Consider the following 11,106-nt stretch of genomic DNA (forward strand, 5'->3'; position numbering starts at 1 on the left):
TTCCATTTATAATTTTAGCTTGACCTACAGAATCCTGTTCATCAAACTCAATCCTATAAATCCTGATTCAGGCAATATAGTTGTAACTCTTAACTAAACTAAATGATCCGCTGCATAGCTGTTGACGACGAAGCTTACGCCACCAAAATACTGGCAGACTATATCCAGAAGGTACCGTTTCTGGAGCTGGTAGGCACCACCACGAGCCCGATTGAGGCTATTAACTGGGTGCAGGAGGGCAAGGTGGATCTCGTGTTCCTGGATATCCAGATGCCGGAGCTGACGGGAATACAGTTTCTGAAGATCTGCGGCAGCAAGTGCAAAGTGATTCTCACCACGGCTTATCCGGAGTATGCCCTGGAAGGCTATGAGCATGATGTGATAGATTACCTGCTCAAGCCCATTCCTTTCGATCGCTTCTTGAAAGCTGTGCACAAGGCGCAAAGTATAATGCAGCAACAACCAGTTTCGGCGCAGGTTTCTGCCACTCCTGCCCCGGTTGCCGCAAGTCCAGCACCTGAGTATATGTTCGTGAAAGGCGAAACCAAAAACAAATTTCTGAAAATAGACTACAACGATATACTTTATGTAGAAGGGCTGAAGAACTATGTTTCTATTTACCTGCCGGGCCAGCGCCTTGTCACTTACCAAACGCTGCGCGATCTGGAGCAACAACTGCCGCAGCCACCTTTCTACCGCGTGCACAAGTCTTACATCATCTCTATAGACAAGGTAAACATGGTTGATGGCCACACCATTTATATGGGCGATAAAGAAATACCTGTAGGCGAGACTTACAGAGAGGGTTTTCTGAGTATGATCCGGGAGAAAGACCAGCGGTAGCTTTATAACTAAAGTTTAAGCCTTAACATCAGGAAATATGCTATACGCTACTCACCTTTCTTTCGCTTAAGCAACTGGATTACTTTTTCTTTTGTTAAAGCATGCTCTTCCGTTCCCTCAGTTCCCAGCATAAAAGACCAGGCAGACATACCTTCTGTATAGTCGCAGTACACCTTGAACATGCCCAGGAAGGGCACTGCCACAAACATACCCGGTATACCCCATATCATGCCGCCTACCACTATACTTAAGATGGTGAACATGGGGTTGATGTTGACTTTGCTACCCGTGATGTTAGGAGTAAGAATATTGTTTTCGGTAAACTGCACCACCAGAAAAAAGCCCAGCACGACAAGTGCTTTCTGCGGTGAGCCCTGTACCATCAGCACATACAGCAAGGGTATAGCGCCTCCTATCAGCGTGCCGAAGTAAGGTATAAAATTCATAAAAGCCGAAAGTACACCCAGCAGTATAGCATACTCTAAGCCGATGATCAGCAGTCCGGTAGAATTGATCACGCAAAGTATAAGTATAACAATCACCACGCCGGACATATACCTTTTCGTAACTAATGATATCTCATCTATAATCTGCTGTGCCTTGGAGTGCCGAAAAGATGGCAACAGGCGGTACAGGAAATTTTCGAACTTATTACGGTAGTACAGCAGCAGGAAGATGTACACTGGCATCAAGCCAAACTTGGTGAGCGTGTCGGTGGTAGCCATCAGAATATTCCGGATAAAGCTCCCGCTCACGTGAAAAGCGCCGGATACCTGCTGCCGAAGCCATAGTTCATTATCAGGATTCGTCTCTCCAAATTTTCGCTCCAGGGCATGCTGCAAGCGGTCTATATTTTGATAAGCCTGATCTTCTAATGTGGGAATATCGCCTAAAAACTTAACCAGCTGTTGGTAAAGCAGTACCAGTACTCCGGTTACTATTGCCACCGCCGTTATCAGCGTCAGGAAATTAGCAAGGATACGCGGCACACCCCAGTCCTCCAGTTTACTGACAACCGGGTACAGCAGGTAAGAGAACAGAATGGCCATAAATAAAGGATATAAAAACTCCCTTGCCTCTACCAGTACATAAACCAGCAAAATGCCAAATAGCAACACATACGTTAGCCGTTGAATCTTTCGATATTTCTTTCCCATACCTCATACTACTGCTGTTGTACCTATTTATGTTTTGATGAATCCTCTTCTGATGCGCTACAGTAAAGTATGGAAAGCATCCGGTAGCGGGATGCTGCCTTAAAAGACGTACCTTTGTAAATAAAGCAACACCTATGACTACTTTCCGCGACTTACAACTTTCTAATGCCATACTTCAGAGCCTGGAGGATTTAGGCTATACTTCGCCAACACCTATTCAGGAACAGGCTATTCCACACCTGCTTGAAGGAAGCGATGTAGCAGGCCAGGCAGAAACTGGAAGCGGAAAAACGGCAGCTTTTGGTTTGCCTCTTCTGGAGCGTGTTAACCCAGAGTTGCAACAGATTCAAGCGCTTGTGATTGTGCCTACCCGGGAGTTAGCTGTGCAGGTAAGGCAGGAACTGAAGCAATTTGCGAAACACATTCCAAACCTGAAAATCAGCGCCTTCTACGGCGGCCACTCCTATCGGATAGAAGAAGATTCGCTGGTGCATCCTCCGCAGATTTTGGTAGGTACCCCAGGCAGGTTAACTGACCACCTGAGCCGCAGAAAACTTGATTTGAAACATGCGAAGCAGGTAGTGCTGGACGAAGCAGATAAGCTGTTGGAAATGGGCTTTGAAGAGGAAATTGATACGCTGATGGCTGCCTTGCCACGTGAGCGACAGATGATACTATTCTCAGCTACCATGTCTGCAGGCGTGAAAGAGTTGATTGCCGACTCTCTTAAAGCACCGGAATTTGTACAGGCCACAGCATCATCAGTGCCTGACAGGATTTCTTATTCTGGGCTGAAGGTGCAGGATAATGAGAAGCGGGATGCATTGGTGAAGTTGCTGGAAAATATAAACCATGCCGGCACTGTAGTTTTTGTTAACGCCCGCCTCACTACCGAAGAAGTAGCCCACCACCTGCAAAAATATGGCTTTGCCGCAAAGGCACTTCACGGTAAACTGGAGCAACGCGAGCGGGATAAAACCATGACACTTTTCCGCAACGGAACCGCCGCTATACTTGTCGCAACCGATCTTGCCGCCCGAGGCTTAGACATTGATAAACTCGAAACAATCATTCACCTGGAGCTGCCTTACGATGAGGCCGCATACCTGCACCGTAGCGGCCGTACGGGCAGGGCAGGCAGGTCAGGTACTGTTTATACTTTCGCTAACCAACGTGAAGCCCAGAAGATGGAACAATGGCGCGAAGTACAGGTAAATGAGTGGCTGGATCTAAATAAACTACAGAAGCACAAAAATACTGCGCCCGCAGAAGTGTCTGTGCTTACAACCTTGCATATTAGCGGAGGCCGCAAAGATAAGCTTAGCCCCCGCGACATTGTAGGTGCTCTAATTGCGGAAGCTGGCCTTAAGGCAACAGATATCGGTAAAATTGAAATACAGGATTTCCACAGTTTTGTAGCGGTGCCAGATGCAGCCGCTTCAAGGGCTGTTGAGAAACTAAATGGCGCCAAAATCAAAGGCAAGAAGTATAAAGTGAGCTTCGTGCGTTAGTCAAGGCAGCAGTGGCTGTACCATTAGCTACTAAGCTTAACTAATTTCTTTAGCAAGTCATCCACAAAAAACTAAAAATAAGTTACCTTTACCCTATGGAGATGATCATAGGAATAGCTGCATTTTTGGGAGGCCTTGTTGTTGCCTTTCTGGCTTTGAAGGGGAAGCAAAATACGCTGCAACAAATTGCAAATCAGGCAGCCATTACACAAGGTGTACTTGATGCGCAGGTAAAACAGCGTGCTGATGAAGTAGAAATGCTTAAGTCCCTCCTACGTGAAGCCCAGACAGAAACGCTGGAGCTCACTAACGCACTTACTAAAACTGAAACTGATTACGAGCACCTGAAAGCTCGTTTGCAGGAACAAGGGCGTGAACTGGAGCAATTGCGTGAGAAATTCCTGCAGCAGTTTCAGAGCATCTCCAACCAGGTGCTGATGACAAATGCCGAGCACTTCAACAAATCCTCCTCAGAGAATCTGGAGCGTATATTGAGCCCGCTGAAAGAGCGGATCAAGGAGTTTGAAGCTAAAGTTGATCAGACCTATGAGAAGAGCCTGAAAGATAGTATATCCCTAAAAGAGCAGATAACTCAGCTGGCCACCCTGAACCAGCAAATGAGCCAGGATGCTATCAACCTCACTAAAGCGCTTAAAGGTGAAAATAAAACTCAGGGCAACTGGGGCGAATACCTTTTGGAGAGTCTGTTGGAGAAGTCTGGTTTGCGCAAAGGCGTACATTATGAGCGGGAAGAGGTGCGCCAGAACGACGATAACAAAGTATACCGCCCGGACGTGATAATTCGTCTGCCGGAAGGGAAACACCTGATCATTGACTCCAAGTTATCGCTGGTAGCTTATGAGGCTTATTGCAGCTGTGAGGATGACCACCAGCAGGAAGTATACCTGCGCAGCCACATCAACTCTATCCGTACGCACTTCACCGATTTAGGCCGCAAAGATTACCATCGTCTGGCCGGCATTAACTCTCCTGATTTTGTGATGATGTACATCCCGTTGGAACCTGCTTTTAGCCTGGCTTTGCAACACGACCATGACCTGTTTACGGATGCCTTTGATCGTAACATTGTGCTTGTTACTACTTCTACCCTTCTAGCTACGCTGCGTACAGTAGCCGGCGTATGGCGACAGGAAGATCAGAAGCGCAACGTAATTAAGATAGCAGAAGAAAGCGGCAAACTCTACGATAAATTTGTGGGTTTTGTAGATGACCTCAAAACAATTGGCAAGCACCTGGAGAACAGTCAAAGTTCTTACAACAGTGCCATGAATAAACTGACAGAAGGCAAAGGTAACTTGATTCGCAGAGTAGAGATACTGCGCGAGCTAGGCGCAAAGACCAGCAAAACCATTGATGGCAACTTACTGCAGGAAGCGCAGGTGACAGAGGATGAGCAATTATAAAGTATGCCTGTTAGCTACACTTTATCTTCTTATGCGCAAGTATAAGTATGGCTTAATCCTGCACAATTCATCAAAGAGCATCATCAACCGATGGTGCTCTTCTTTTTACTCTAGGTGCAAAGCTTTTTCTTCTAAGTGCCCTGACAAATTCATTTTAACCTATTTTGTCCTCATACAATTATCTTGTTGATACAAGTCCTCTACCCCCGCAAGTCACATAAGCTTAGCCTCCGGGGGTAGGCTCCCTCTATTTCTACCAGGCTTCTTACGGAATGATAGGTATGTAGAGTGCTTAATGTTGACTCCGCCCCTAAACTTATTATTAATTCAGCTTCAGATTTCCTTCAGTATTATCAGGTAAGTATGGCAAAACCCAAACCATTTTCTTTAAATGAAGTTAATGGCTTACATTTATAGCTGCCATATATGCTTGTACACAGAAATTTAAGTTGGAGAGCAATTCTTCATTACACCTGGAAAAGCCTACTCTACTACTTTTTGCTTGCCCTGTTTGTTTACCTTGTTCACGATCATTATGAAGTAGCATACTTAAGTATGCCCTTCAATACCGTAACTGCTCTAAGCACTGCCTTGGCTATTTTCTTAGGCTTTAAAAATAACAACGCGTACGACAGGTGGTGGGAAGGCCGTAAGATTTGGGGCTTATTGGTGAACTACAGCCGCGCCTGGGCCAGAGAAGTGATTACCATGATTATGCCTGAAGATGAGCAGGATACGGCCGCTGTGCGGGATTTGCAGCAACGCATGGTATACAGGCATATAGCCTTTGTGCATGCGCTGCGGGTTTTTCTAAAGAAAAAGCACTCTTACAATGAGACCGATCAGGAGGAAATCTACGAAGAAGCGAACGACTATAAGGATACTGAAGCTTTTCTGATGGCTAGTGAGTACAAGGCTTTTTGCCACAAAAACAATCCTCCTAACTTTCTGCTAGAGTTGCAAGGAGAAGACCTGCAGCGGGCTTTCAGAAGAGGCTGGATATCTGATTACCGCTTCGTAAAACTAGAGGAAACGCTGGTTGAGTTCAATAATATACAAGGCCGCAGTGAACGAATTAAAAATACGCCGTTCCCGCGACAGTATAGTTTCTTTTCCAGAGTCTTTGTTTTTATACATGCTTCACTCCTGCCCTTCGCCTTTATACACGAAATGGGACTAGCAACCATACCTGTTTCTTTTATCATTTCATTTGTATTTCTGGCTTTAGATATGGTCGGTGAGCGCACTGAAGATCCGTTCGAGAATAGACTGGAAGACGTGCCCCTTACTGCCTTAAGCCTAACCATAGAAACGAACCTAAAAGAGCAATGGGGCGATAAGAACTTCCCAGCCAAGCCTAAGAATAAAGAGGGAATCGTGTTGTAGCATAAATGCAAAAGTATAAGCTGCGGCACGGTTTTTATTTGAATGCTCTTTCAGAAATGGAAGCGCCACATTAGCAAATAAGACCACAGAATTGCGTCTGCTCCTTTTGCCTGTTATATTAGTAGACTTAACACATACGTCAACACATGAAAAAACTAATCTTTACCGGCCTCACCGCCGCTGTGTTGCTCTCCTCCTGCTCCAGCCAAAAAGCTGATACAAGCGGAACTGAAGCAACGGCCGTGCAGACGGAGAAACAACAGGAAGCACAAGATTTTCTGGATCAGTATTCAGCTACATACCAGGACTTATACACAAAATCAGCAGAGGCTGAATGGGCTTCTAACATCAAAATAGTAGAAGGTGATTCTACCAATGCAGTAGCTACCCGCAAAGCCAACGAAGCCTTTGCCGCCTTTACAGGAAGTGCCGAAAACATCAGCACAGCGAAGGCGATGCTGGAGAAAAAAGACCAGCTAACGCCACTGCAGGTAAAACAGTATGAAGCTATACTTTACCGAGGTGCCAATAACCCGCAAATCATTCCTGATGTTGTGAAGGCACGCATAAAAGCTGAAACAGAGCAGACCGAAAAGCTCTACGGCTTCGATTACCGCATCTATGAGAAGTCGGTCAGCACCAACGACATCGACAACATACTGAAGAGCGAAACAAATGTAAAGAATCGCCTGGATGCCTGGAATGCGAGTAAAGAAGTTGGCCCCGGCCTTAAGGAAGGCTTGCTGGACCTGCGCGAGCTGCGTAACAAAACGGTTCAGAGCCTGGGCTACGACGATTATTTCACCTACCAAGCCTCAGATTATGGCATGACACGTGCCGAAATGATGGATTTGATGCAGAAAATTAACCAAGAGCTTCGTCCGCTTTACCGGGAGTTGCATACCTATGCCCGCTATGAGTTGGCAAAGAAGTATGGCGTAAAAGAAGTGCCTGATTACCTGCCGGCGCATTGGGTGCCCAACCGCTGGGGCCAGGACTGGAGTGCCATGGTAAATGTAGAAGGTATAGATCTGGATGCGGCCTTAAAGCCTAAAGGGGCAGAGTGGCTTGTGCAGCAGGGAGAGCGCTTCTATACAAGCCTCGGATTCCCGAGCCTGCCGCAGACGTTTTATACAAAATCGAGCTTATATCCGCTTCCGGCAAATGCTAACTATAAAAAGAACAACCACGCCTCTGCCTGGCACATGGATTTAGATAAGGATGTACGTAGCCTGATGAGTGTAGAGCCAAATTCAGAGTGGTATGAAACAACACATCATGAACTTGGCCACATTTACTATTACATGACCTATACAAACCCGGATGTGCCTGTGCTGCTAAGAGGTGGTGCTAACCGTGCTTATCATGAAGCCATAGGCAGTTTAATGGGGCTGGCGGCCATGCAAAAGCCGTTCCTGGTAGAGCTTAACCTGATTGACAAGAATGCGCAGACCGATGAGGTGCAAACACTGCTGAAAGAAGCGCTCAGCTATGTTACCTTTATTCCTTTCTCGGCGGGTGTGATGAGCGAGTGGGAAAACGACTTTTATGCCAATAAGTTACCTGCCGACCAATTGAACAAGCGCTGGTGGGAGCTTACCAAGAAATATCAAGGTATAGTACCGCCAACGGGGCGAGGCGAACAGTACTTAGACGCAGCTACCAAAACGCACATTAACGATGATGCTGCACAGTATTACGACTACGCATTAAGCTACGTGATCCTGTTCCAGCTGCACGATCACATTGCCAAAAACATTCTGAAGCAGGACCCACATGCCACCAATTACTATGGTAAGAAAGAAGTTGGCAACTTCCTGCGCGACATCATGTATCCGGGTGCCTCTGCTGATTGGCGCCAAATGCTCAAAGAGAAAACCGGCGAAGAGTTAAGTGCACGTGCCATGATAGCTTATTTCCAGCCACTGATGGAGTACCTAAAGGAGCAGAACAAAGGCAGAAAGTACACGATTTAACAATGATGAAGTATGATGGCTGAATCTCTGGTTCAGTAGTATAAAAAGAGCCGCTGTAACAACTACAACGGCTCTTTTTCATTAAAAGGAATAACTATATTATACTTGCCTATAGCTCTGCAGAAAATCAGCGATCTTATCCAGCGTCTGCCTCAGCTGCTCTCTTTCCGGTAAGTATACTACCCTGAAGTGGTCAGGTTTCTGCCAGTTAAAGCCGCTGCCTTGCACCAGTAGCACATGCTGCTCTGATAACAGGTCCAGCGCAAACTGCTGATCATCGTGGATGTTGAACTTCTTTACATCCAGCTTCGGGAACATGTAAAAAGCGCCTTTCGGCTTTACACAGGAAATGCCTGGTATGGCCGACAACTTTTCGTAGCAGATAGCGCGCTGCTCTCCTAGCCTTCCTGTGGGTTTGGTCAGTTCAGTTATACTTTGTTCTCCCTGCAGTGCCACCTCTATGGCATACTGTGCAGGCACGTTGCTGCAAACCCGCAGACTTGCCAGTGTATTCAGTCCGTTGATATAATCTTTTGCCCTAGCCTTTGCACCACTCAGCAACATCCAGCCAGCTCTGAAGCCAGCCGCTAAGTAGTTCTTGGATAAGCCGCTAAACGTAACGCAAAGCACCTCGTCCGAAAGCGTGGCTGTGGAAGTATAAGGTGTATCATCATAGATAATTTTGTCATAGATTTCGTCTGAGAAGATAACAAGTTTATGCGCCTCTGCCAGTTGCATTAGCTCCTGCAGCAGTTCTTTTGAATAAATGGCACCTGTTGGGTTGTTTGGATTGATGATGACAAGGGCTCGCGTGCGGCTGGTGATCTTGCTCCTGATATCCGCCACGTCGGGAAACCATTCCGACTCCTCGTCGCAGCGGTAATGCACTGCTTTGCCACCTGAAAAACGTACTGCTGCTGTCCAGAGCGGGTAATCCGGGGACGGCACCAGCACTTCATCACCTTCATTTAATAAAGCCTGAACAGCGTGCATAATCAACTCACTTAGTCCATTGCCAAGGAAAATGTCATCTGTATGAATATCAGCTATACCTTTTGAAGTATAATATTGCTTAATGGCCTCACGTGCAGGTAAAATTCCTTTGTGGTCGGAGTAGCCTTGAGCGTGGCGCAGGTGGTGCACTATACAATCAATAACCTCCTGTGGTGCGTTAAATCCAAAAGGTGCCGGATTGCCTATGTTAAGTTTAGTAATAGGATAGCCGAGTGATTCCAGCTCCTTTGCCCGCTCATATAATGGCCCACAAAGGTCATAAGACACGTTGTTAAGCCTGTCGCTTCGTTGAATCATACTTAAAATTTAACGAAGATAGCACGAAGCGTAACAGCATGTACAGCAGCCATGCAATTTAATTTAGTGGTGACGATTCCGTAGCGCTCAACCTACAGCATAGTAGCCTTTCCACCTGGCTGCTGCCCCTGTTGCGTAAGATTATATGCTCCATTTGGCAGCAGGCTCACATAATAAAGCACATCAAAACCCTCATCCAGTTTGGGAGGCTGTAGTTTTTTGTGTGTGCCATAGATCGCTTTGTCCGGCACCTGAAACCTGCCGCTGCGCTGGCTGTTTCGTGCTACGGCATCACGGCTGGTAGATTCAAAGAAGTAACCTATCACTTCATACTTCGCTGCCTTAGCCAAGGCTATGTAAGCTGCCCTTTCTGCCGCAGTTGGGTTGGTGTTATCTACCACAAAACGCATGCTGCTTTGCAGGCAAGCCTTCAGGAAAAGGCGTTCACGGTTGCGGGTGCGTAGCAGGTCCATACTGATGCGCACATGGCTGTTAAAGTAATGCTCTTTGTAAAAAGTTAGCTTTACCACTAGCCTGGATACCACAGAAAATAATCGCCTGCATGTGCAAGTATGTTTGGTACAAGTATACACTAACGCAACTTGAGCTATACGTGATGTCTGAAACTTTATGCCTGCCGATACTTATATAGGAAGAGCAAATTGCTTTATTTTAATGAGAGACAATCAAACCGATAGCTATGAAGAAAAGACTCGTGGTGCTAACAGGTGCTGGCATTAGTGCAGAAAGTGGTATAGCCACTTTCAGAGACGCAGACGGCTTGTGGGAAGGACATGACGTGATGGAAGTGGCTTCGCCACAGGGATGGCAGAAAAACCAGGCACTGGTACTGGATTTCTACAACCAACGCCGCAAAAATGCGCACAGCGTAAAACCGAATGCAGCCCACCTTGCCCTGGCAGATCTGGAAAAAGACTTTAACGTGCGCATCATCACGCAAAATGTAGATGACCTGCACGAGCGGGCCGGCTCCAGCAATATCATTCACCTGCATGGCAAGTTGTTTGAAAGTCGAAGTACCCTAGACCCGTCCTTAGTATATCAGATGGAAGGCTGGGAGTTGAATATGGGAGACAAGTGCGAACGTGGCTCTCAACTCAGGCCTAATATTGTCTGGTTCGGTGAACCAGTGCCTATGATGGAACAAGCCATTGAGGAAACTGCGCAGGCAGATATCTTCCTGGTAGTAGGAACTTCTTTAGCAGTGTATCCTGCCGCTGGTTTGGTTGATCTGGTGGATGCTGAGGTGCCGATTTTTGTGGTAGACCCTAACCTGCCAAGTATGCGGCAACGGCCAAATGTGCACCGCTATGAAGAAAAAGCCAGCACAGGCATGGAAAAAGTAAAGCAGCTCCTGCTAGAGAAGTATAAATAAATAAGAGTTAGTCCAACATCTAAAATGCCACCTCCTGACCTGGGGGTGGCATTTTGCTTTCTCTTTGGTATCAAAAGCAAAATAGCCACAAAAAAATCATCA

General features: G+C 46.5%; 9 protein-coding genes. 6 read left to right on the forward strand and 3 right to left on the reverse strand.

What is annotated here, in order from left to right; translation table 11 throughout:
- Nucleotides 1-102: 102 nt before the first annotated feature.
- Nucleotides 103-843, forward strand: coding sequence for a LytR/AlgR family response regulator transcription factor (locus ACFQ2O_RS15990; protein WP_377529895.1), 741 nt, complete (start codon nucleotides 103-105; stop codon nucleotides 841-843).
- A 47-nt stretch (nucleotides 844-890) separates the two neighbouring features.
- Here ACFQ2O_RS15990 and ACFQ2O_RS15995 read toward each other — a convergent pair whose 3' ends face one another.
- The gene (locus tag ACFQ2O_RS15995) at nucleotides 891-2,000 is read right to left on the reverse strand and encodes an AI-2E family transporter (RefSeq protein ID WP_377529898.1); all 1,110 of its coding nucleotides are present in this window, start codon (nucleotides 1,998-2,000) and stop codon (nucleotides 891-893) included.
- 134 nt (nucleotides 2,001-2,134) lie between these two features.
- On the opposite strand from ACFQ2O_RS15995, the gene ACFQ2O_RS16000 reads away from it, so the two are divergent.
- From ACFQ2O_RS16000 to ACFQ2O_RS16015, 4 genes are all read left to right on the forward strand, one after another.
- Nucleotides 2,135-3,511, forward strand: coding sequence for a DEAD/DEAH box helicase (locus ACFQ2O_RS16000; RefSeq protein ID WP_377529902.1), 1,377 nt, complete (start codon nucleotides 2,135-2,137; stop codon nucleotides 3,509-3,511).
- 95 nt (nucleotides 3,512-3,606) lie between these two features.
- On the forward strand, nucleotides 3,607-4,935 hold the full coding sequence (gene rmuC, locus ACFQ2O_RS16005) for a DNA recombination protein RmuC (RefSeq protein WP_377529905.1): 1,329 nt from the start codon (nucleotides 3,607-3,609) through the stop codon (nucleotides 4,933-4,935).
- A 426-nt stretch (nucleotides 4,936-5,361) separates the two neighbouring features.
- Nucleotides 5,362-6,321 (forward strand): bestrophin family protein, encoded by a 960-nt coding sequence (locus ACFQ2O_RS16010; RefSeq protein WP_377529907.1) that lies wholly within the window; start codon nucleotides 5,362-5,364, stop codon nucleotides 6,319-6,321.
- A gap of 146 nt (nucleotides 6,322-6,467) precedes the next feature.
- Nucleotides 6,468-8,297 carry a M2 family metallopeptidase gene (locus ACFQ2O_RS16015; RefSeq protein WP_377529910.1) on the forward strand — a complete coding sequence of 610 codons (1,830 nt, stop codon included), beginning with the start codon at nucleotides 6,468-6,470 and terminating at the stop codon, nucleotides 8,295-8,297.
- Between the two features lie 99 nt (nucleotides 8,298-8,396).
- Here ACFQ2O_RS16015 and ACFQ2O_RS16020 read toward each other — a convergent pair whose 3' ends face one another.
- Nucleotides 8,397-9,608 carry a pyridoxal phosphate-dependent aminotransferase gene (locus tag ACFQ2O_RS16020; RefSeq protein WP_377529913.1) on the reverse strand — a complete coding sequence of 404 codons (1,212 nt, stop codon included), beginning with the start codon at nucleotides 9,606-9,608 and terminating at the stop codon, nucleotides 8,397-8,399.
- A gap of 92 nt (nucleotides 9,609-9,700) precedes the next feature.
- Entirely contained in the window at nucleotides 9,701-10,138 is a 438-nt protein-coding gene (locus ACFQ2O_RS16025) for an AAA family ATPase (protein WP_377529916.1), read from the reverse strand.
- Nucleotides 10,139-10,308: 170 nt separating this feature from the next.
- Between ACFQ2O_RS16025 and ACFQ2O_RS16030 the strand changes: the two genes are divergently transcribed.
- Nucleotides 10,309-11,004, forward strand: coding sequence for an SIR2 family NAD-dependent protein deacylase (locus tag ACFQ2O_RS16030; RefSeq protein WP_377529919.1), 696 nt, complete (start codon nucleotides 10,309-10,311; stop codon nucleotides 11,002-11,004).
- The last annotated feature ends 102 nt before the right edge of the window (nucleotides 11,005-11,106 follow it).

Source organism: Pontibacter rugosus (assembly GCF_042678745.1).
Classification (GTDB): Bacteria; Bacteroidota; Bacteroidia; order Cytophagales; family Hymenobacteraceae; genus Pontibacter; species Pontibacter rugosus.

Coding starts and splice junctions, on each gene's coding strand:
- ACFQ2O_RS16020 (WP_377529913.1), bottom strand. CDS start 9,608: ATGATTCAACGAAGCGACAGGCTTAACAACGTGTCTTATGACCTTTGT.
- rmuC (WP_377529905.1), top strand. CDS start 3,607: ATGGAGATGATCATAGGAATAGCTGCATTTTTGGGAGGCCTTGTTGTT.
- ACFQ2O_RS16015 (WP_377529910.1), top strand. CDS start 6,468: ATGAAAAAACTAATCTTTACCGGCCTCACCGCCGCTGTGTTGCTCTCC.
- ACFQ2O_RS16010 (WP_377529907.1), top strand. CDS start 5,362: ATGCTTGTACACAGAAATTTAAGTTGGAGAGCAATTCTTCATTACACC.
- ACFQ2O_RS16030 (WP_377529919.1), top strand. CDS start 10,309: ATGAAGAAAAGACTCGTGGTGCTAACAGGTGCTGGCATTAGTGCAGAA.
- ACFQ2O_RS15995 (WP_377529898.1), bottom strand. CDS start 2,000: ATGGGAAAGAAATATCGAAAGATTCAACGGCTAACGTATGTGTTGCTA.
- ACFQ2O_RS16000 (WP_377529902.1), top strand. CDS start 2,135: ATGACTACTTTCCGCGACTTACAACTTTCTAATGCCATACTTCAGAGC.
- ACFQ2O_RS15990 (WP_377529895.1), top strand. CDS start 103: ATGATCCGCTGCATAGCTGTTGACGACGAAGCTTACGCCACCAAAATA.